The following is a 22,359-nucleotide window of genomic DNA, read 5'->3' as shown; positions in this document are numbered from 1 at the left end:
CAAAATGATGGATAAAATCTTCAACTGGGAACAATGGCGCATCATCGCCGTTTCGGCCATAAGCCCCGTGCTGGCCTTTCTGACGCCGACGAAGGGTTTCGTATTCGCGCTGGTGCTGATGTTTGCCTTCAACGTGTGGGCGGGCATGCGCGCCGACGGGGTATCGGTAGTACGGTGCCGGAACTTCTCTTTCCGCAAGTTCAAGAATGCATTGGCCGAACTGCTGCTTTACCTCGTTATCTCGGAGACGATATATTCCATCATGATGGGCTGCGGCGACGACACGGCGGCGCTCATTGCGATGAAGTCGCTGACATACGTCTTCATGTATGTCTATGTGCAGAATGCCTTCCGCAACCTCATTCATGCCTACCCGGCCAACAAGGCACTGCGCATCATCTACCATGTTATCCGCTTTGAGTTCAAACGGGCACTGCCGGAGAATGTGCAGAAAATCGTCGAACGCGTGGAGCGAGAACACGGCGAAACGCTGAATGATGAATTTGTTGAATCGAAAAACAAGAACGAAAATGAAAAGTAAATTTTTCTCCGTCAAAGAGTTGGTGTGCAAGCACGTCTACGACCGCTACGGCGAGGGGGCTGCCATGTTTCTCGATGACAAACTTATCGCGACGTTAAACACGATACGCGAAAAAATACTCTGCGCACCGATGACCGTCAACAACTGGCACCTGGGCGGCAGCTTCACCCAGCGGGGACTGCGTTGCAACCTTTGCGACCTGGTGCGCGAGAAAAGCGAGCGTCAACAGCTCTACCTCTCGGCTCACTGCCTGGGCAAGGGCATCGACTTTACCCCCGAGGGCATGACCGCCGAAGAAGCCCGCCGGCTCATCATCGGACACAGCGAGCGGCTTCCCTGGCCTATCCGCCTCGAAGAGGGCGTTTCCTGGGTACACCTCGATGTGTACGAGATGGGGACTCAAAAAGTATCACTCTTCAAGGCTTGACCCTCCCCTTCAAACGCAAAAGGAGCGACACCCGACGGTGTCGCTCCTTTTTTATCCATTGTCGGCTATCCTCAACGACGGTCGCCAAAGATGCGCAACAGGTAGAGGAACATGTTGATGAAGTCGAGATACAGGGTGAGAGCGCCCAGCAAAGCCAGTTTCTGCGTACTCTCGTTTATTTCCTGATTGGCCAACACCTGTTTGATGCGGTGGGTGTCATAAGCCGTGAGACCTACGAAGATGAGCACACCGGCATAAGTGATGACCCAATAAAGCGTGGAGTTGGCCCAAAAGATGTTCACCACCGAAGCAATGATGAGACCGATGAGAGCCATAAAGAAGATGTTTCCCCACGAAGAGAGGTCCTTCTTGGTAAAATAACCATAGAGGCTCATGGCAGCAAACGTGCCGGCCGTCACAAAAAAGGTCGATGCAATCGACGCTTTGGTATAAGCCAAGAAAATCACCGAGAGGGTAAGCCCGTTCAAGAACGAGTAAGCCAGGAAACTCACCATGGCCGTGGCAAACGACATACGGGTAATGCGAGCCGTAAGGTAGATGACCAACGCCACCTCGGCAATCGCCAATACCAGAAATGTATATCTTCCGCCAAAGAGTAATTGCTGCAACGAATAGGAAGCATCAACGGCCATGGCGGTAATACCGGTAACGGCCAAAGCGATACTCATCCACAAATAAAGACTTTTCATGAGGGACACTTGTGCGGTCTGCACGCTCGACCCACTGTAAGAATAATTGTTTTCCATTTAGTTTTTTGTTTAGAATAACGCGCCAAAGATACTTATTTCTTTCGACATAGATGCAAAGAGAGGTTAAATATCCTTGATTCTCGACTTTTTGCGGAAAAGAGGCGATAAAGGGAAAAGAAAAGCCCCGCCAAGACGGGCGGGGCTCCATGCCGGGAAATTGTGCGTCACGGATATTTGACCGGCCGGACGATGGGACGCGAACGACGATGAAGGCGGGCTTTGAGCAGGTCCATCGCCTCATCATACTGCAAAGCCGCATACTGAGACTTTTCGGGCAGACGGTCGGCAAACCAATGCGACAAGACGTAGAGCACGAATATCTCCTTGATGATGCGGGCAATGCGGTCGGCCGTTCCCGGGACGGTGGCGCCGGGCAACAACAACGTCATGCAGCAATGGCCCTGTTTATCGAAGGAGCAACCTTCGCCGGTCAGGTATCCGGCCAACACCTCACACACGCGGTCGGCCGCCTCTTGCAAACGGTCGCCCACCCAAATGTCCTCATCGGCCGTGAGGAGCAGCTTGTCATAGTACGACTCGGCATCGGCACCTTCGGCCTGCATGGGCACGGCCACATAGGTCGTGCGTTTCAACAACTCGTCGCGCAACTCTTCCCGGTCAATGCGCAACTGCACACAGATTTTCTTTTCAATCCCCCGCGGGGCGTTCAATTCTTTTTTATGATACATGATTTCCTTTTTTAACGTTTAACAATAAATCCTACCGATACGATACTCAGCAACAGCATCAAAACATAGAAGTGCCATGGCGTACCGCTCCCCCGCCGTTGCTCGCTCGTCTCCTCGAAACGGGTAACGGTCTCGACGCTATCGACGGCGACAGCCGCGAGGGACTCAACCGCATGAAGGGTATCGTTGCGGTGCATGTCGCGAGTCGTCACGGCCCGAATGTGCCACCGCTCGACGCCCTGCGGCTTGTGACCCGTGGCGGCCGAAAGGCTGTCGAGCCCGTCGACCCACTCTCTCACCACCTCGACCTGCCACGTCGTCTCTTCGTGCTCCCGCGTGGCCTGTTGCTGCCTGAGCGTATCACACAAGGCGACATCGACCACCTGCTGCCGGCTCTCCGTCTGCCGCGCCGTGACTTGGCGGCGTGCCGAGCAGCCTTGCCACAAAACGGGAAGGAAGAGAATGCACGCGACACGGCACATCGTCACCCGGCACATCGTTGATGACGATAAAGAATGAGACGTCCGGTCTGCACTCCGAAAAAGAAACGCGAAGCCTTGGCCTCGGCCAGTACCGTAAACAATGCATCGCGGAACGAGGCTCCCGGCTTGCGCGTGCGATACTCGGCCACCAATCGCGCCAATTCCTGGTACATGGCCACTTTGCGTCCGTTGCGGCACTTCAACGGGCGATGGTTGAAGATGCGTTTTATCTGTCGCGCGGCCTCCTCGAAGGAGATGTAGAATCGGCCACGGCCGCTGTGCAGCGCCCTGAAAATCACTTCGTCACGCGGCACATAAGGAGCCTCTTCGCCCAGTTCTTTGAGCTCCTCTTCATAAGCGAGCAGAAAATCTCGCTCTTTTTCTTCTCTTAAATTTATATGACTCATAACAATTATTTTTGGGAAGTTGGAGAACCACCTGTCCGCTCTTCGCAACAAATGTGTCTCGGACTTTGAACGGAACAAATATAGAAAGAAATATTGTAATATTACAATTTTATTATGGTAAATTTACAACACATTTTACCTGTATTTTTACAATAGCCTGACGATAAAAATTTTAGGAATAAAAATTTCGGCAAGAATCTAAAAAAGGCCGGATAAAATGGAATTTTCGAAGTAAAAAGACTATCTTTGAAGCAGAAACAGGCTCACCTATGAAACGATTGCTTCCACTCCTGCTCTTCGGGCTCGTCCTTACCGGCAACGTGGCACCTGCCGCGGCACAGGTAACGGCCCAGTCGGCCGACAGCCTCTATGCCGTGTACCTGCTCTCGGTCGTCGTACCACAACCCGACGTGGCCCACTATGTCGTCGCATACGCCCATCTGCTCGAAGGCACCCCCTACGCCGCCGGCAGCCTCGACCGCGACAGCGTAGAGCAATTACAGGCACACCTGCAAGAGACCGATTGCACCATCTTCGTGGAGACCGTGCTCGCCCTGGCCCGCACGGCGGCAAAAAGGGAGCGCACCTGGGAAGCCTTCGGCCGCCAACTCACCGCCCTGCGCTACCGCAACGGGCGCATCGACGGTTACCCCTCCCGGCTGCACTATTTCAGCGACTGGATTATCGACAACGAGCGGAGAGGAAACGTCAAAGAAATGACCGCCGCCCTGGGAGGGGTCGACGACACGTTGCAACTCCACTTCATGAGCCGGCATGCCCATTGCTACCCGGCCCTGCAACGCGACACCACGCTCATCGGGGCCATCGCCTCGCAAGAAAAACGGCTCAGCGGCAGCACGGTCAGCGTCCTGCCGGCCGAATGCCTCGACAGTGCCGCTCTCGCAGGCATACAAAGCGGCGACATCATCGCCTTCACCACCGACATCGACGGGCTCGACATCGCCCATGTGGGCATTGCCCTGAACGAGAACGGCACCGTGCGTCTCATACACGCCTCATCGAGCCAGGGAGCCGTCGTCATCGAAAAACGCGCGCTCACCCTCCAACTGCGGGAAAACCGCCGATTCACCGGCATACGCATCATACGGCCGCTCAATGTAACAGCCCGCAAATAGGTACAGACTGCATATTTTTACACTCGTTTTTTCTTCAACATCATTAAAATATTTTTATCTTTGTCGTCGAAACAGATCTCACCCGAATGGAAAAGACAAGGATATTGGTAATAGACGATGAAGAATCATTGTGCGAGATTCTGCAATTCAACCTCGAAGTAGAAGGCTTCTCGGTCGATGTCGCGTACAACGCCGAAGAAGCTCTGAAAAAAGACATCACCCAATACTCCCTTATCCTGCTCGACGTCATGATGGGCGAGACGAGCGGATTCAAGTTGGCCCAGCAGCTCAAACGCCAACCCGAAACGGCCGACATACCCATAATCTTCTGCACCGCCAAAGACACCGAAGACGACACGGTCATCGGGCTTGAAATAGGCGCCGACGATTACATCACAAAGCCCTTCTCCATCAGAGAGGTCATTGCACGGGTAAAAACGGTATTGCGCCGCTCGGCGGGAGCCAAGCCGGGAAAAGAAAAACAGGACGAGAAAGTCGCATTCAACGGCCTCGAACTGAACCTGCAACGCAAGACATGCCATGTCGACGGGAAAGAGGTGAAACTCACGAAAACCGAATTTGAGATGCTGTCGCTCTTCCTGCGCCACCGGGAGACCATCTTCTCCCGCGCCGACATACTGAGCCAGGTATGGAGCGACGACGTCATCGTGCTCGACCGCACCATCGACGTCAACATCACCCGGTTGAGGAAGAAAATAGAGCCCTACGGCAAACACATCGTTACAAGACAAGGTTACGGATATGGCTTTGAAGAATAGAATCTCTTACTCACAACGTCTCTTTTTCATGCTGGTACTCTTTGCCGGCATACTCATGAGCGGTTTTGTCCTTTTCCAATATGAACGAGAGAAACAATTCAAAGTAGAAAATCTCAACATACAACTGCAATTACTCAACGCACAAGTCATCGACGAGCTCGAAAGCGGCAAAACCTTCGAAGAAATCGCCCGACATTTCCAGAACCGCTATCCCGACTTGCGCCTCACCCTCATCGACACCGCCGGCGTCGTACTCAACGACGCCCCCTTCGCCTGGAAAAACGAGGTAATCCCCAACCATCGCCAGCGGAATGAAGTAAGCCAGGCCCTTGAACAAGGCGAAGGTTACACCATACGCCGCCGTTCCGAAAACGAGAAGGGAGACTACTTCTACTCCGCCACGCGCATCGGTGACACGCTGGTGCGCTCGGCACTACCCTACAACGTCTCGCTTACCCGACTGCTCTCAGCCGACTTTTCCTTTTTATGGATCATGATAGGGTTTACCGTCATGATGTGCCTCTTCGGGTATTTTGCCATCAGGCACATCGGGCAAAGCATCAAGCGGCTGCAAGAATTTGCCAACTTGGCCAGCCGGAAAGAACGCATCGAAAACATCGAGCCCTTCCCCAACGACGAACTGGGGGAAATCTCCCAACACATCGTGCAACTCTACTCCCAACTGCAACAGACCATCGCCGACCGTGACCGGGAACACGCCATGGTGCTCCATGAAGAACAGGAAAAGATACGGCTCAAACGCCAACTGACCAACAACATCAACCACGAATTGAAAACCCCGGTCAGCTCGATACAAGGATACCTCGAAACCATCATCAACAATCCCGACATGAATGAAGAGACCCGCCGCCTCTTCATCGAAAAGAGCTACAAGCAAAGCGAACGCCTGGGACAACTGCTGCAAGACATCTCGACCATCACCCGCATGGACGAGGGCAGCCAACTCATCGAAAAAGAGATGGTCGACCTCAACGCCATCGTGCAGGACATCATTGCCGAAGTAGCTTTGCGCCCCGCCGACAAGCGCATGCGGATTACCTGCAACTTCAACCGCGAACTCCCCATCACGGGAAACGCCTCCCTGCTGACCTCCGTATTCCGGAATCTCACCGAAAATGCCATTGCCTATTCGGGCGGGCGCGACATCTTCATAAACCTCGTCAAAGAGACGTCCGAAGAATATACCTTCTCGTTTGCCGACAACGGCATCGGCATCGACGACCTGCACCTGCCGCATATCTTCGAACGCTTCTACCGCGTCGACAAAGGCCGCTCCCGCAAACTGGGCGGCACGGGTCTGGGGCTCTCCATCGTAAAAAATGCCGTGCTCTTCCACGGAGGGGCCATAGAAGCCCACAACCGCTACGAGGGAGGTCTCGAATTCACATTCACCCTCAAAAAGGCCGACACGCCGCCGGCCTGACCTCCGGGAACATCACCAGACACACTATCACGCCGAAAATACGATCCAAAACCTCTTTTGAATGAGTCCTATATTTACTTTCATCGTCATCGTCCTGGGGTTACTCGCCATTGCCAACATCATCGTGGGAGTGGCCAACGACGCCATCAACTTCCTGAATGCCGCATGGGGGTCACGCGTAGCCCGCTACCGCACCATACTCATTGTCGCATCGACCGGTATTCTCATCGGTACACTCACCTCAAACGGCATGATGGAAGTCGCCCGCAGCGGTGTATTCTACCCCGAGAACTTCACCTTTCCCGAAGTTATGACCCTCTTCTTGGGCATGATGCTGGGCAACGTCATTCTCTTCAATGTCTTCAACACGCTCGGCCTGCCCACCTCCACCACCGTCTCCATGGTTTTCGGGCTCCTGGGAGCAGCGCTTGCCGTAGCCGGATACAACATCTACATCTCGCCCGACGTCGGCATCAACAGCCTTTCCCACTACGTCAACTCGGGAAAAGCCCTGGTCATCATCTCGGGTATCCTCTCCTCGGTTGTCATTGCCTTTACCACCGGCATCACGCTCATGTACATATCCCGCATCATCTTCTCATTCCGCTATGCAAAGATGATAAAACGACTGGGCGCCCTGTGGTGCGGCATTTCGGTGACAGGCATTATCTACTTTGCCCTGTTCAAAGGGCTCAACAATTCGGGACTCATACCCGACAACTTCAATGCGTTTGTTCACGACCACACGTTTCTCTTCCTCTTCCTCCTGTGGCTGGCCGTGTCACTGGTGCTGTGGATACTGCAACTCCTGCGGGTCAACATCATGAAGGTGACCATCTTGTCGGGCACGTTCGCCCTGGCCCTGGCATTCGCGGGCAACGACCTCGTCAACTTCATCGGCGTACCCATTGCCGGATACGACTCCTACCAGATAGCCCGCGCCGCCGGCGATGAAAACATCTATATGGCCGCCCTGACCCAACCGGCAACCGCCAACTTCACCCTGCTCATCATCGCGGGTATCATCATGGTCATCACCCTCTTCCTCTCCAAGGAGGCGCGCCATGTGGCTCAAACCGAGTTGTCGCTCTCCTCACAGAACGAAGAACAGGAACGGTTCAATTCCACCCTCATATCGAGAGGTCTTGTGCGCATGGCACTCATCATAAACAAGTGGTACACCCACTATGTGCCACACCGCGTGCAACAGGCCATCGACAAGCGATTTGAACCGCTGCCGCCCGAGGAGCGTAACACCGAAGCATCGTTCGACCTGATACGCGCCATCGTCAACCTCACCTCGTCGGCCGTGCTCATCTCCATTGCCACCTCACTCAAACTTCCCCTCTCGACGACCTATGTCGTCTTCATGGTGTCGATGGGCTCCTCCTTGGCCGACCGTGCCTGGGGACGCGAAAGTGCCGTGTACCGCATCACCGGGGTGATGACCGTCATATCGGGCTGGTTTATCACGGCCTTTGCCGCCCTGCTCATCTCATCGGTATTCACACTCATTCTCCTTGTCGGTGGCTGGGTGGCCGTCGTGTTGGCCTCGGGAGTCGGCATCTACTCGGTAATCCGCAGTTTCACCTTCCGCAAACAACAATCGAAAAAAACCAAAGCGCGCCAAGATCGGAAACTCACCATATCGCAGACCGACACCACCGAAGACATTCTCTACAACTGCATCGAAGAGGTTTGCCGCACAATGGAAGAAATCTCCCGCATCTACAACCGCACCCTGGTGGCCGTTTTCAAAGAAAACCGCAAAGTGCTGCGCGAGATGGTAACCGAGTCGAACGCCCTCTACAAAGAGGCACATACCCGCAAATATGAAGTCATCAACACCCTGCGGAAACTCGAAAAGAACCACATCAATTCGGGTCACTTCTATGTGCAAGTGGTCGATTACCTCTCCGAGGTGACCAAAGCGCTGATACACATCACCCGACCGGCTTTTGAGCACATCGACAACAACCACACCGGCTTCACCAAAGAACAAGTGGCCGACCTCATGCATGTAAACGACGGCGTCGACGAAATTTTTACACACATCAATGAAATGATGCGCAGCAAAGACTTCACCGACCTCGACAAGGTCCTCGACATGCGCGACCGCCTGTTCGACACCATCGTAGCCGCCATCAAGAGCCAACTGCGCCGCATGGACGAGAAGAGCAGCACAAAAGCCTGCATGCTCTACCTCTCGATACTCAACGAAACCAAGTCGATGGTGCTCCAAGCCCGCAACCTGCTTAAATCGCAAAGCTACTTCCTCAAAAACAAAGACGAATAACCCGGCAGACAAAAATCCCCGTTGAGTCCTGCACAAAACTACCCCATCATGACTATCGAATACAAAGAGACGAAAGAGTTCACCGCCGAAGAGCTGGAACGGCTGTTCCTCTCGGTCAAATGGTCGTCGGGAGCCTACCCCGACCGGTTGGTCGTCGCCCTGCGCAACTCCGACACCGTACTCTCGGCCTGGGACGGCCAGCGGCTCGTCGGCCTCATCAACGTACTCGACGACAGCATCATGACCGCTTATATCCACTATCTGCTCGTCGACCCCGAGTACCAGGGTCACGGCATAGGCCGGGAACTGACCCGCCGGGTGCTCGACCGATACAAAGACTACCTGCGCATACTGCTCGTCTCCTATGAAGACGGCGTAGCCTTCTACGAATCGCTGGGCTTCAAGACCGGACACGGAAAGTACCCCATGTTTGTCACCACGCTCACCACATAGGCCGGTCATCGCCCCTATAACAACACAGAGAAGGCGGGAACCCGAGGTTCCCGCCTTCTGCATTTCGCCGGAGCCATACCGGCGATGTATCAGAATTTCACTTTGAAAAGTTTCTTCACCAACCGGTACAACTCACCGAGCCACAAGATAAACGAGGTAGACACGATGATATAAATCCAGTCCATCACCGGCAGCGGCGTAACGCCAAACATCTGTCCGCCCACGGAAACGATGATTATCTGCCCCACCAAGATGATGGCGGCCACCCCCACAAACGTCTGGCTATGGGAAAGCCCGCACAACGCCGACGCGTTGGTGGCAAAAGCCTTGGCATTGAACATATTCCAGAACTGGAACATGACAAACACGGTAAAGAAGACGGTCAGCTCATAGGGCGAAAGGGCATGAGCGACATTCTCGAAACGGAAATAGTCGGCAAAAAACGCCCGCACGTCAAACTGGGCAAGAGAGGTCACCTCCTCGTATTTGAAATACTGCAACAGTCCGAAAAGTATCAAGACAAAGAACACGCCTATGCCGATAATGTCGATGGCCATCGGTCGGGTGATGATGAAATCGGTCTGGCGGCGGGGCTTGTCTTTCATCACCCGTTCGCTCGGCGGCAGGGAGGCCAGCGCCATGGCGGCAAAGGTATCCATGATGAGGTTCACCCACAACATCTGCGTGACGGTGAGCGGCGATTGCGTGCCGAGGAACGCGCCGATGAGCACGATGAGACAGGCCACCACGTTGACAGTCATCTGGAAAAGGAGGAAGCGTTGTATGTTCTGGTAAAGCGAACGCCCCCACATCACCGCCCGCGTGATGCTGCGGAACGAGTTGTCGAGAATCGTGATGCTGCTCGCCTCCTTGGCCACTGTCGTGCCGTCGCCCATCGAAAGGCCCACCTGTGCGGCATTGAGGGCCGGAGCATCGTTGGTACCGTCACCGGTCACCGCCACGACATAGCCGAGTTTCTGCAAGAGGCGCACGAGCCGCTCCTTGTCCATGGGACGGGCACGGGAGATAATCTTTATGTCGGGCAGGCGACGCAAGAGTTCCTCATCGGACGTAGCAGCAAACTGCACGCCGGTCATCAGGTTGGCGTCACTGTCGGACGGAAGCCACAAGCCTATCTGGCGGCCTATCTCCCGGGCGGTTCCCGGCGTGTCGCCGGTAACAATCTTCACCGCCACACCTGCGTCGAGGCACGACTTGATGGCGGCGGGGACATCGTCGCGCACAGGGTCGGAAATGGCGACGATGCCGATAAAGGTGAGGTCGACGTTGCACAACCGGCCGTCGGCAAAACGGGGCTGGTCATCGTCGAGAATCTGATAGGCAAATCCCAAGGTGCGCATGGCCTGCGACTGGTAAGCGAGAAGTTGCTCATCGACCGTCGTCTTGTAATCGGCCGCCGGTATCAAGCCCTTCGCGGTGAGGGCGCGGCGGCTCTCTCCCAGGACAATCTCGGGAGCCCCCTTGACATACAGCACCTTTTTGCCCAAGAGAGGCGACTCGACGATGGTGGCCATATATTTGCGTTCGGTCGAGAACGTCAACTGGTCGGACACCGCAGCCTCTTCGCGCAGCGTGAGGTAATTCTCGCCTTGTGCCTTCAACCACAAGAGCAACGCCCCTTCGGTGGGGTTGCCGATGACACGGGGTTTCTCACCGGACTCATCGAGGAAAGCGGTCGAGTTGACGGCAATGCCTTCGCGTATGAGGTTGCCCAGTTCGTTGTCGGAGAGCGAGCGGTCACCCAGCGCCCAGAAATCGGCCTGAGCCACCTGCATCTGGTTCTTGGTGAGGGTACCGGTCTTGTCGGTGCAGATGACCGACACCGCCCCCATCGTCTCGCAGGCGTGCATCTTGCGCACCAGGTTGTTGGTGGCCAGCATGCGTTTCATGCTCAACGCCAGGCTCAGCACGATGCTCATGGGCAATCCCTCGGGCACCGAAACCACGACGAGCGTGATGGCAATCATGAGGGTCTGGAAGATGTAGGTAAGCGTCTCGGTCCAGTCGGGCGAAGTGTTCTGCATGAAGAACAAGACGAGCCGCGCCACAATAATCAGGCCGGCTATCGTGTAGCTGGCATAAGAGATGAGACGTCCCAGCCCGTCGAGCTGGCGGTTGAGAGGCGTCTTGGTATCGTTCTGTATCTGCGAGCCCTCATACACCTTGCCATACTCGGTGGCGTCACCCACGGCGGTGATGCGGCACACGCCGTGCCCGTCGACCACGGTGGTTCCTCGCAACACCTCGTTCGACGGATAGGTGGCATCGGCATCGAAGTCGTCTTCATTGGTGGTTTTGGAGACCACCGGCTCACCGGTGAGGGTCGACTCGTTGATTTGCAGCGAGACGCTTTCGAGCAACACGGCATCGGCCGGCACCTCCTCGCCCAGTTCGAGTACGACAATATCGTCGACAACGACCTCTTTCTTGGATATTTCACAGATATTGCCGTTGCGAATCACCTTCACCGGCACATCGTCATTGACCTGATTGAGTATGTCGAATTTCTTGTTGGCGCTCAATTCAAAGAAGAAGCCTACGGCCGTGGCCAGTATCACCGCCACAAAAATACCCGCCGGCTCGAAAAAGACTTCGGCTCCATGTCCGAGACTCACAAACTCATACACGGCCACACCCACCGAAAGCAACAGGGCTATCAACAATATCTTGATGATGGGGTCATTGAATTTTTCCAAGAAAAGTATCCACACCGATTTTTTCTTGGGCGGAGTCAACACATTTTCCCCGTGCAAACGACGGCTCTCGGCGACCTGTTCATCGGTCAGACCCGTGTAGGTATGCTTCTGTTCCATTTCTACGCAAGTTGTTTTTAGAATTACGTCTCGCAAATATACGCGATTCCGTGCGAAACTGTTTGCAGGCAGATGCGCAAACCGCAAAATGTAACAAGATTGTAACATGGCACATACACGACCATACAACAAAAGAGCCGCTCTTCGACAGAGAAGCTCCTTCAACACACTATAACGAAAAAACAATAACAATCTTTTACCTTGTCACAGGAGGCTATGACTCCTACGAAACCTACGACAGAATCTCACAAACCTTTCTGCCTCCTTTTTCGAGGGCAAAAATAGATTCCAGTTGTGACAATATGATGACAAAACAATCTCTTTTCCATGAAAAAAAATACGGTTTCCGTCCATCTCCCCGCCGTCAATGAAAAGGCAGATTCCAGTTTATTTTGTATTTTTGCCGTCTCAAAAAAATCTTAATCCCATCATCTATGATTTCGGAACAGAAAGCCGCCGTCTCGCATGGCATACTCCTCATGGCCCTGTTTTCTTTCTCGGCCTTTTACATCAGCGAGTTCCAATGGGTCAAAGACCTGTCGCTCAGCCCGCTCATCGTGGGTATCATCTTAGGTATGATATATGCCAACAGCCTGCGCAACTACATTCCCGAGACCTGGGTTCCCGGCATCAAATTCTGCACCAAACAGATTCTGCGCACGGGTATCGTTCTCTACGGTTTCCGCCTCACCTTCCAACAGGTACTTGCCATCGGACTGCCCGCCATCATCATCGACGTCATCGTCATCGTCATAACCCTGCTTTTGGGCGTGGTGGCCGGCCGGTTGATGAAGATGGACGAGAAGACTTCGCTCATGGTTTCGACCGGAAGCGCCATTTGCGGAGCAGCCGCCGTGCTGGGTGCCGAGCCCGTTGTGAAATGCGCCCCGCACAAGACCGCCATTGCCGTGTCGACGGTGGTCATCTTTGGTACGCTCTCGATGTTCCTCTATCCCATACTCTACCGCACCGGCGTCTTCGACCTCTCGCCGCAGGAGATGGCCATCTATGCCGGTTCGACCCTGCATGAGGTTGCCCATGTGGTAGGCGCCGGCAACGCCATGGACCCCGACGGCGCCCTGCACCTGGCCGACCAAGCCACCATCACCAAAATGATTCGCGTCATGATGCTGGCTCCCGTGCTGCTCATCATGAGCTACATCATAGCCCGTGTGCGCCGCGCCCGCCACACCGACGTTGCCGCCGACGGAAAGAGCAAGATATCGGTTCCCTGGTTCGCCTTCGGATTCCTGCTGGTCATTGCCCTCAACTCGCTGCTGCAATCGTTCACCTTCATACCCGCGGAGGTGATGAGCACCGGCATCAGCGCCATCAACAGCTTCGACAACTTCCTGCTCACCATGGCCATGACCGCCCTCGGTGCCGAGACCAGCATCGACAAGTTCAAACAAGCCGGTGCCAAGCCCTTCTATCTGGCCGGCATCATCTACCTGTGGCTCCTCTTCGGCGGATATGCCCTGTGTAAATACCTTGTGCCGGCCCTGTCCTAAGCCGATAACAGGAGAAAACGATTTCGGTAAAAACTGTTAAATATCGACCGGCCGATGTAACCTTCGGCCCATTTGCAGGTCTTATGGTCAAAGGGCTTTGGAAACGCACCCCGCACACAGGTCGCCCCACCGCCCCGACCAAACAGTTTTTGTGTTTTTTCCGTTATAAGTTCGAGGAAAAAGGCCAAGGTCTCTTTCCCAAGATTGAAAAAGGTTACAACGAAGGAGAAACCCTGTCAAAAAAAATCACAACGGGGTTTCTCCTTTCTTTTGGGAGAGAGAAAAAAACATATCTTTGTATAAAATCATATTCACCTTGTTATGCACTTATTCCGACGTCTTATTCTCTCGGGTGCGTTCTGTTGCTGCGCCCCGCTCTTCGCACAGACCGGCACCCCGACACCCTCACTCTCCGGCGCCGCCGACGGCCTGTTCTACATAGGCGCGGCCGTCGAGCCCCACCAGCTGCAAGGCCCGGAGGGCGAACTGCTGAAAGGGCAGGTCAATACCCTTACCGCCGAGAACGCCATGAAGATGTATGCCCTGTGGACGGGCGACGACAGTGCCGCCTACCGCTGGGCCGCTGCCGACCGCATCGTCGACTTTGCCCGCGAAAACGGCATGAAAGTGCGGGGACACACCTTGATATGGCACAACGCGCCCGCCGCATTTTTCAAAGACGAGAACGGCAACGACCTCGACTCGGCTGCACTCTACCGCCGCACCGAAGCCTATATGCGCGCCGTACTCACCCACTTCGACAGCACCGTCTTCTGCTGGGACGTCGTGAACGAGGCCATCGCCGAGCGCGACGGCGAAGGGAGCATCTACCGTCAAGACTCGCCGTGGTACCGCATCTGCGGAGCCGATTACATTGCCTGGGCTTTCCGCACGGCCCATCGCATACGCCCCGACATGAAACTCTTCTACAACGATTACAGCCTCGTCTACCCCGACAAGTTGCAACGCACCCTCACCATGCTGCGCCAGCTGCTGGCCGAGGGGGTACCCATCGACGGTGTGGGTATGCAGGCCCACTGGAACAACGCGGTTACCGCCGAACAGATACAGACAGCCGTCGACTCCTTTGCCATGCTGGGACTCGACATACACATCACCGAGCTCGACCTCACCATCTACGGCAACTATCACGACGGCGCCCGCCAGGCGACCACGGCCACCCTCCCCTACGATGCCGAGACAAGCCGACGGCAGGCCGAGGCTTACGCCCGCTTTTTCGAGGTATTCCGCCGCAACAGCGACAAGATTTCGTCGGTTACCCTGTGGGGCATCGCCGACAACCACACCTGGCTCAACAACCACCCCGTAAAGGGGCGCCGCGACTACCCGCTGCTCTTCGATACGCTGCAACAACCCAAGGTGGCATTCTTCCGGGTCATCGACACGCTGACGGAGTAACCCGCATCACATTCTCCCGAGAACCCTTCTCTTCTTTGAAATAACAAAAACCCGAAAACCACAACAACCATGAAACGCCTGTTGCTTATCGGCCTGCTGGCAACCGTTCTTCTCCCGCTGGCGGCACAAAAAAAAGAACGGTCGGTAGAAATCATCTATCCCACCGACAATGTGTACAACATATTCGATGCTATGGGGGTAAAAATTGCAAACTTCGACCTGAGCGCACTTCGCAACGAGACCTACAAACTCACCCTCTACATCGACGAATACAAGAATGGTAAAAAAGTAAAACGCGACTACGAACTTACCATCGGAGACAACTGGCAACCCCTACCCGAAGATGCCGACAAGCGCAAAGAATTTATCAAAAAGAAAAATCTCGATGTTCCGAGAAAAGCCACACGCTGGCACATTGATAAAATGAACATCTATCTCGTACCCAAAAACGACAGTATCTCAAAAATAGTTATTCGCACACCGCGAAGGAATGCGATAAAAGAAGTGCGGTTGCAGGCCGTACCCCAATATTACTACAAGCTGATACGCTATGATTTCCGCCCCTTCGCCATAGCACCTCTTACCGACCAACAACGGCAGGTGATACCCTTGGCCATTTACAACTCCTTCTGGTTCGATCCGAAAATCGACATATGCCGCTCTTGCTACGGCGACATTACAGCCAGTATGAGCGAAGAAGTCTTCACGTTGTCGCCCCACTACTATGTAATAGGTATCCGGCTCGACAAGCGGGAGAAATAATTCACCCCCCAATTTATCAACAGGCGAGGGCCGGCAAAATTTCTTGCCGGCCCTCGCCCGCATATCATGGTCAGGACAGCTCCCTTGGTACAATGGCCATTTGTGCCGGATAATATTCTGTCGAAAAAAAAATTACATTATAGTAGGTTGAAAAAAATGTATAAACTAATTTTGCAGCAAGGTGTAACCTTTCTGTTTATAGTGCGTCTAACATATAAAATCCAATACCCTAAAATCATGAAACACTTATTCCTGACATTATTATTTGCAAGCTTATTATTACCCATCAATGCCAAAGAGAAAGAGCCTCGCATAAAAGCTGACAAGATTACCCACACAGATATCATAAATGTCCTCGAAGAAATGGACATACACATAGCCCATTTCGATTTGAGCGAACTCGACCAAAAAGAATACAATATCAACTTCTATATCGATGAATACAGACTCGGGGAAAAAACCAACCGTATCGCCAATTTCAAAATAGGACGAAACCGGCAAGACCTGCCTGAAAAGGCCGATGAACGTGCTGCATTCATAAAGTCTCTTAACCTCGACATCTCAAAAAAGGCGAAATATTGGACACTAAATCAGATGAGCATATACGTTACACCGGAAAGCGATTCTACCGTGACCATCACCATGAGCTGTCCTCTTGGGTCGATTAACAAACAAGTAAAAATTGAGGCCCTCCCTCAAAACAAAAAACCCATATACGATTTTCGCACATTCGAAATTGCCCCGATAACGGAAAATACGCAAGAAATTCCTCTCATTATCTACAACTCTTACTTCTTCGATGAGAAGCACAACATGTCCCGCTCATGCTACGGAAACATTACCGCAGAAATGACAGAAGAGATTTTCGATAGACTCCCACACTATTATGTCATGGGAATTACGCTCAAAGAAATAGAAAAACAGCATAAGCGATAAAACAACGGGCTGCATCTTATGCAGCCCGTTGTTTATATCATTTCTCATGTCTATGGCAGGGAGGCACAATCCGTACTTTTGCACCTAACCGCTCAATACACGAGCGAAACATTGTCTATCCAGAAGCAGGTACCCACAGCACCTATAAAAGCGCCCTTGTCGCCCGAAGAGATGCGCAGCATCAGATGCGTGGGCTGTGCATCGGCGTCGGCCCAACCCACCACCTGTATGGGCACATTCTCGCCCCGGCTGTTGGTCGTGTAGCGGGGGCCGTCGGGCAAGACAAGTGCCATCTCGGGGGTGTAACAAGATTCCTGGCTGATGTCGCCGTAATAGATGGGTATGCGATAGCCGTTCTGCCACTCGGCAACAGACTCGGCAAACTTGTGGTAGGCCGTTCCCACCCGACGGGCATAGACATTGCCCTCCTCGTCTTCCCAGCGTTGTATGAGATAGAGGCTTATCTCGGCATTGTCCTTGCCTTCAATCTCCGACGAGCGGAGGCCGGTGGCCTTCACCAACTGGTCGGCCAACTGCAATTTATAGTCGAGTTGCAACGCTTTGGGTCGTTGAGTAAAAGGAATTCCCTGGTCGAGTTTCCCTTGCGGATTCTTGGCATTCTTCACGGGCTCTTTTACCGCACCCAGAAACACCGAACCGGTGGCGACCACCGTAATGTTCACCATACCGAGAGCCTTGCAGGTCTCCTTGCGCACTTCGAGCCGCGCACACCGGTTTCCCGGCTCTCGCTCCTCGGGAAAGACGGTAACGCTCACCTTGTCGATACCCACGGGGCTGGCCCACACGCTCGACCCGCCCCACGGGGAGTCGCTCGACTCCCGCACCCACGGCTCGGCGCCGGTGATGGTCTGCTCAGGGCCTAAGTGATATACCTCCTTGGTGGCACCGCCCAGCAGGGCCGACTCCTTGATGACGCGCGTCGTCCAGCGCTCCATATCACCGTAAGGAATCAACTCGACCCGCTCGGTCATCTCAGCGGGTGCCTGTGCCCACAAAACGAGGGGAAAACAAAATGCACCTATCAACAAACTCTTTTTTATCATATATTCCGATTGAATTTGCCGCAAAGATAACGAAAATACCCCAATAGAAACGCGCAGATATTCCCAAAGTTTTCTCAGAAACTTTTCCATTGTTCTTCTCTTGCCCCTGCAAGAAGTCCCGACACGCCCCGAAAGCGCCCTTTTGGTGTCGGGAAGCAGGTCACAAAAAAGATTCCGGGCGCGATTCTCGGCCAAAAATGTACTTTTCGATAAAAAATAACTACCTTTGTGCAGTTTTTAACAAAAACATTTTAACCTGACAATTATGAAAGCATTTGTATTTCCGGGACAAGGCGCCCAATTCGTAGGTATGGGCAAAGAGCTGTATGACAACAACAGCGAAGCCAAAGCCATGTTTGAGAAAGCCAACGAGATATTAGGCTTCCGCATCACCGACCTGATGTTTGCCGGTACCGACGAGGATCTGCGCCAAACCAAAGTGACGCAACCCGCCATCTTCCTGCACTCGGTGATTCTTGCCAAAACCATGGGCGACGCCTTCTGCCCCGAAATGGTAGCCGGCCACTCGCTCGGTGAATTTTCGGCACTTGTAGCTGCCGGTGCCCTCTCGTTCGAAGACGGTGTGCGCCTGGTTGCCGCCCGTGCCCGCGCCATGCAGAAAGCCTGCGAAGCCACGCCCTCGACGATGGCCGCCGTCTTGGCTCTCCCCGATGAGAAAATCGAAGAGATTTGCGCTTCGGTCACCGAAGGCGTTGTCGTTCCCGCCAACTATAACTGCCCGGGACAAGTCGTTATCTCGGGCGACGAAAAAGGCATCGACGCTGCTTGCGAAAAGATGCTCGCCGCCGGTGCCAAACGTGCTCTGAAACTGAAAGTGGGCGGGGCCTTCCACTCGCCCATCATGGAGCCGGCCCGTGCCGAACTGGCCGAAGCCATCGCCCACACCCAATTCTTCGAGCCGAAATGCCCCGTTTACCAAAACGTGAGCGCACAGGCTGTCACCGATCCCGCCGCCATCAAAGCCAACCTGATAGCCCAACTTACGGCTCCCGTTCGCTGGACACAATCGGTACTCAACATGATTGCCGACGGCGCCACCTCGTTTACCGAAGTAGGTCCCGGCAGCGTACTGCAAGGCCTCATCAAGAAAATCAACAAAGAGGTCGAAACGGCAGGTGTTCAGTAACTGGCACGCCCCACGGGCGATTCGGAAAAAACGACCCGTTATCTTTGTAAACCTTTATTCGACAAGCGACGTTCTTCATCGAACGTCGCTTTTTTTGTACCAGCCGACTCCCAATACCCCACGGCCTCGGCTGCGGAGCGGCACAAAGCCCCCGACACCGAAAGTGGAAATTCATCATACTGGTCACACTTCCAATCCGCCACGCATTGCCGGCGGGAGAAAAAAACGGCAGGCGGCAAAACCTACGTTCTGCCGCCTGCACCTGTCGTCGTTATAATCAATTACAAAATTACATTCCGAACGATAAGGGGGTAATCGACGAATAGATACCGCTGATCAATCCCACCAACAGCACGCCAAGCACGCAGAGCGAAATGCTGAGTTTCGAGGCGCCGTCGCTCTGGATAGTGGGTATCACGCAATCGTCCTGACGGATAAACATCGCCTTCACCACCAGCAGATAGTAGTAGAGAGAGATGATGGTATTGAGCAAGGCGATGAACACCAATACATAGAATCCCTCCTCGACGGCGGCATAGAAGATGAAGAACTTGCTGAAAAATCCGGCGAAGGGAGGAATACCGGCCAGCGAGAAAAGAGCCAGCATCATGGCCACGCTCAACTTGGGGTTGGTGCGGTAGAGACCGTTGTAATCGTCCATGCCGACCTTACCCGTCGCATTCTCGATAACAGAAATCACACCGAAGACGGCCAAGTTGGAGAAGACATACACCAGCACATAATAGATGAGCGAGGTCATGCCCACAGCCGAACCGGCAATGACACCCAACAGAATGTATCCGGCTTGCGAAATCGACGAGAAGGCCATGAAGCGTTTGAGGTTTTTCTGACGCACGGCAAAGAGGTTACCGATGGTAATCGTAATCACGATAAGTCCCCACAGAACCGGTTGCCACACGACAGCCACCGAAGAGAATACCTTGAAGAGAACCACCATCAAGGCAAAGGCCGCAGCCCCTTTTGAGATAACCGAGAGATAGGCGGTGATAGAGGTCGGAGCGCCCTGGTAAACATCGGCCGTCCAGAGGTGGAAGGGCACGATGGAAATTTTGAAGCCCATGCCGGCCAGGAAAAGCACGAGGCCCACATAGAGCAGCGGGGTACCCAGGAGTTGAGCCGCCATGTCGGTAAAATAGAGCGTACCCACGGCGCCGTAGATGAAGGAGATGCCCAACAGCATGAGCGACGAGGAAAAGAGCGCCACAAAGACATATTTGGCAGCCGCCTCGTAGGAGAGCTGGTGGTACTTCTCAATGGCCACCAAGGCCGTGAGGGGCAGCGATGCCATTTCGAGCCCGATGAAGAAGAGCAGGAAGTTGCCCGAGGAAATCATCAGGTACATACCCAGCAGGGTCATGAGCGTGAGGACGTAGAACTCACCCCGGCGCACCGCCATGTCGGGCGACTTGGCCCAGGCATTGGCCTGAATGAGTACCAGCAAGGTTCCTATATTGAGTACGATTTTCACGACGTTGATGACGGGCGATGTCTGGTACATACCGCCGAAGGCTTCCCCCGTCACGGGATTGAAAAAGAGGAAAGCCGTCTGGGCTGCCAGCAACAGGCAGGCCACCCACGAGAAAGCGCGGCGGCTCTTCTCCGTGCCGAATGTGTCGTAAAGGAAGAGGACAAGAATAATTGTCAAGAGCGACAACTCATCGCGCATCCACAGAAAGTTTGAAAAATCCATATACTTAGTTTCTGATTAGATATATTGCAAAATACGTTCACTGATCACACTCATGCTGTCGCTGATAAGATTGGCAATCCAACCCGGAGCCATACCGATGGCGGCTACACCCACGATGAGGGTGATAGCCGAAAGGCGTTCAAACCAAGCGGCATCGGTCAACTCACGATGGTGCTCGTTCTGCACTTTACCATAGAGCAACTTGCCGACCACCCGCAAAATATAGACGGCGGTAATCACAATAGAGGTGCAGGCTACGATGGTAAAGACGCGACGGAAAGTATCGTCCCACTGGAACGAACCGACAAAGACAGTCATCTCGGCCACGAAGCCGCTCAGTCCGGGAAGACCCAGTGAAGCAAGACCGGCAATCACATAGCAGGCCGAGAGGAAAGGCATGATTTTCATAAGCCCACCCATCTCGCGAATGTCACGGGTGTGGGTACGACCGTAAATCATACCGATGAGGGCAAAGAAGAGAGCCGTCATCAATCCGTGCGAGAGCATCTGCAACACGGCACCGGTCATGGCGGTGGTGTTCCACATGAGCAAGGCGAAGAGCACAAGACCGCAGTGGCTCACCGAAGAGTAGGCGTTGATGTATTTGAGGTCGGTCTGCACGCAAGCGCTGAATGCCCCATAGACAACACTGATACCGGTAAGAATCAAGAAAATCCACGACAGTTCGGTAGTAGCCCAAGGCATGAGGTACATGGCCACGCGGAAGCAGCCGTAACCTCCCAGTTTCATGAGCACACCGGCGTGCAACATCGACACGGCCGTAGGCGCCGAGGCGTGACCGTCGGGCGACCATGTGTGGAAGGGGAACATGGCTCCCAGCACGCCGAATCCCACAAATGTGAGCGGGAAGAGATAATATTGCATCTCGTGGGGTATGGCATTGTTACGGGCTATTTCGAGGATATTCATGGTCAGATTCCCATCGGCCGAAGAGTTGAAGTAGATGCCCAGGATACCCACCAGCAGAAGAGCCGAACCGCCCATGAGCATCAAGGTCAGCTTCATGGCCGAGTAGGTCTTGTTGCCGCTCCCCCACACACCGATGAGCAGGTACATGGGGATAAGGGCTATCTCATAGAACATGAACATCGTGAAGAGGTTGATGGAGATGAAGAACCCGAACACGCCAATCGAGAGGAGTATCAGCCACAAGAAAAATTCCTTGGGCAGCGGTTCGATTTTCCACGAAGCGAAAACCCCGGCAAAAACGATGATGGCCGAGAGCACCAGCATGGCAACCGACACCCCGTCGACACCCACCGTATAATGAATGCCCAGCGGCGCATACCACACGGTATCGGCGACAAAAAGCATCTCGGCCGTGTTACCGGCAGCACGTTCGCCCAAGAACATAAACAACAAGACGAAGGACAGAACCAGCTGCAACGACGAGCCGATGACGGCAACGGCGCGTATTTGTTTCATCTCTTTCGAGAGGGCCAGACCGGCCATCATCAAAAGAGGGATAAGCACGAATAAAGATAAAAAGTTCATAATATATTCAACTCGTTTTTTCTGTTTCCGATAGAG

The 22,359-nt window shown here is 53.8% G+C and carries 19 protein-coding genes and 1 pseudogene; 12 read left to right on the top strand and 8 right to left on the bottom strand.

The window, feature by feature from the left end; genetic code table 11:
* Nucleotides 1-4: 4 nt before the first annotated feature.
* Nucleotides 5-478 (top strand): annotated as a pseudogene (locus IAD09_08530) (hypothetical protein).
* A gap of 52 nt (nucleotides 479-530) precedes the next feature.
* Nucleotides 531-968, top strand: coding sequence for a hypothetical protein (locus tag IAD09_08525; GenBank protein ID HIT82264.1), 438 nt, complete (start codon nucleotides 531-533; stop codon nucleotides 966-968).
* Between the two features lie 71 nt (nucleotides 969-1,039).
* Here the strand turns inward: IAD09_08525 and IAD09_08520 are convergent, their stop codons facing one another.
* The 4 genes from IAD09_08520 to IAD09_08505 form a co-directional block, all read right to left on the bottom strand.
* Nucleotides 1,040-1,735: a Bax inhibitor-1/YccA family protein gene (locus IAD09_08520; protein HIT82263.1), complete on the bottom strand. Its 696-nt coding sequence runs from the start codon at nucleotides 1,733-1,735 to the stop codon at nucleotides 1,040-1,042.
* Between the two features lie 167 nt (nucleotides 1,736-1,902).
* A complete protein-coding gene (locus IAD09_08515) occupies nucleotides 1,903-2,427 on the bottom strand; it encodes a hypothetical protein (protein HIT82262.1) in 525 nt (174 codons plus the stop codon).
* Between the two features lie 11 nt (nucleotides 2,428-2,438).
* Complete coding sequence (locus IAD09_08510; protein ID HIT82261.1) at nucleotides 2,439-2,915, bottom strand: hypothetical protein; 477 nt, start codon at nucleotides 2,913-2,915, stop codon at nucleotides 2,439-2,441.
* Nucleotides 2,912-3,316 (bottom strand): hypothetical protein, encoded by a 405-nt coding sequence (locus IAD09_08505; GenBank protein HIT82260.1) that lies wholly within the window; start codon nucleotides 3,314-3,316, stop codon nucleotides 2,912-2,914. The genes IAD09_08510 and IAD09_08505 overlap by 4 nt, the downstream gene beginning before the upstream one ends.
* A gap of 269 nt (nucleotides 3,317-3,585) precedes the next feature.
* On the opposite strand from IAD09_08505, the gene IAD09_08500 reads away from it, so the two are divergent.
* The 5 genes from IAD09_08500 to IAD09_08480 all read left to right on the top strand — a co-directional run bounded on the left by IAD09_08500 (nucleotide 3,586) and on the right by IAD09_08480 (nucleotide 9,424).
* A complete protein-coding gene (locus IAD09_08500) occupies nucleotides 3,586-4,452 on the top strand; it encodes a DUF1460 domain-containing protein (protein HIT82259.1) in 867 nt (288 codons plus the stop codon).
* 86 nt (nucleotides 4,453-4,538) lie between these two features.
* The gene (locus tag IAD09_08495) at nucleotides 4,539-5,231 is read left to right on the top strand and encodes a response regulator transcription factor (protein HIT82258.1); all 693 of its coding nucleotides are present in this window, start codon (nucleotides 4,539-4,541) and stop codon (nucleotides 5,229-5,231) included.
* Nucleotides 5,215-6,675, top strand: coding sequence for a sensor histidine kinase (locus IAD09_08490; protein ID HIT82257.1), 1,461 nt, complete (start codon nucleotides 5,215-5,217; stop codon nucleotides 6,673-6,675). Before IAD09_08495 ends, IAD09_08490 begins: the two co-directional genes overlap by 17 nt.
* A 61-nt stretch (nucleotides 6,676-6,736) precedes the next feature.
* Nucleotides 6,737-8,971 (top strand): inorganic phosphate transporter, encoded by a 2,235-nt coding sequence (locus IAD09_08485; GenBank protein HIT82256.1) that lies wholly within the window; start codon nucleotides 6,737-6,739, stop codon nucleotides 8,969-8,971.
* 48 nt (nucleotides 8,972-9,019) lie between these two features.
* Nucleotides 9,020-9,424 (top strand): GNAT family N-acetyltransferase, encoded by a 405-nt coding sequence (locus IAD09_08480; protein ID HIT82255.1) that lies wholly within the window; start codon nucleotides 9,020-9,022, stop codon nucleotides 9,422-9,424.
* An 89-nt stretch (nucleotides 9,425-9,513) separates the two neighbouring features.
* Here the strand turns inward: IAD09_08480 and IAD09_08475 are convergent, their stop codons facing one another.
* A complete protein-coding gene (locus tag IAD09_08475; protein ID HIT82254.1) occupies nucleotides 9,514-12,258 on the bottom strand; it encodes a calcium-translocating P-type ATPase, PMCA-type in 2,745 nt (914 codons plus the stop codon).
* Between the two features lie 434 nt (nucleotides 12,259-12,692).
* Here IAD09_08475 and IAD09_08470 point away from each other — a divergent pair, with 434 nt between their 5' ends.
* From IAD09_08470 to IAD09_08455, 4 genes are all read left to right on the top strand, one after another.
* Entirely contained in the window at nucleotides 12,693-13,769 is a 1,077-nt protein-coding gene (locus IAD09_08470) for a YeiH family putative sulfate export transporter (GenBank protein HIT82253.1), read from the top strand.
* A gap of 321 nt (nucleotides 13,770-14,090) precedes the next feature.
* Nucleotides 14,091-15,188 carry an endo-1,4-beta-xylanase gene (locus IAD09_08465; GenBank protein ID HIT82252.1) on the top strand — a complete coding sequence of 366 codons (1,098 nt, stop codon included), beginning with the start codon at nucleotides 14,091-14,093 and terminating at the stop codon, nucleotides 15,186-15,188.
* A gap of 69 nt (nucleotides 15,189-15,257) precedes the next feature.
* Entirely contained in the window at nucleotides 15,258-15,950 is a 693-nt protein-coding gene (locus tag IAD09_08460; protein ID HIT82251.1) for a DUF5041 domain-containing protein, read from the top strand.
* A 237-nt stretch (nucleotides 15,951-16,187) separates the two neighbouring features.
* On the top strand, nucleotides 16,188-16,886 hold the full coding sequence (locus tag IAD09_08455) for a DUF5041 domain-containing protein (protein HIT82250.1): 699 nt from the start codon (nucleotides 16,188-16,190) through the stop codon (nucleotides 16,884-16,886).
* Nucleotides 16,887-16,978: 92 nt separating this feature from the next.
* On the opposite strand, the gene IAD09_08450 is transcribed toward IAD09_08455, so the two are convergent.
* Complete coding sequence (locus tag IAD09_08450; protein ID HIT82249.1) at nucleotides 16,979-17,950, bottom strand: PCMD domain-containing protein; 972 nt, start codon at nucleotides 17,948-17,950, stop codon at nucleotides 16,979-16,981.
* A 265-nt stretch (nucleotides 17,951-18,215) separates the two neighbouring features.
* Here IAD09_08450 and fabD point away from each other — a divergent pair, with 265 nt between their 5' ends.
* On the top strand, nucleotides 18,216-19,097 hold the full coding sequence (gene fabD, locus IAD09_08445) for an ACP S-malonyltransferase (protein HIT82248.1): 882 nt from the start codon (nucleotides 18,216-18,218) through the stop codon (nucleotides 19,095-19,097).
* 289 nt (nucleotides 19,098-19,386) lie between these two features.
* Here fabD and IAD09_08440 read toward each other — a convergent pair whose 3' ends face one another.
* Both IAD09_08440 and IAD09_08435 read right to left on the bottom strand, forming a co-directional pair.
* Nucleotides 19,387-20,808, bottom strand: a complete 1,422-nt coding sequence (locus IAD09_08440; protein ID HIT82247.1) for an NADH-quinone oxidoreductase subunit N — start codon at nucleotides 20,806-20,808, stop codon at nucleotides 19,387-19,389.
* 15 nt (nucleotides 20,809-20,823) lie between these two features.
* Complete coding sequence (locus IAD09_08435) at nucleotides 20,824-22,323, bottom strand: NADH-quinone oxidoreductase subunit M (GenBank protein ID HIT82246.1); 1,500 nt, start codon at nucleotides 22,321-22,323, stop codon at nucleotides 20,824-20,826.
* Nucleotides 22,324-22,359 lie beyond the last annotated feature (36 nt).

This window comes from Candidatus Caccoplasma merdavium (genome assembly GCA_018715595.1).
Taxonomy (GTDB): domain Bacteria; phylum Bacteroidota; class Bacteroidia; order Bacteroidales; family UBA11471; genus Caccoplasma; species Caccoplasma merdavium.
This window is presented reverse-complemented; position numbering and strand designations above follow the sequence as displayed.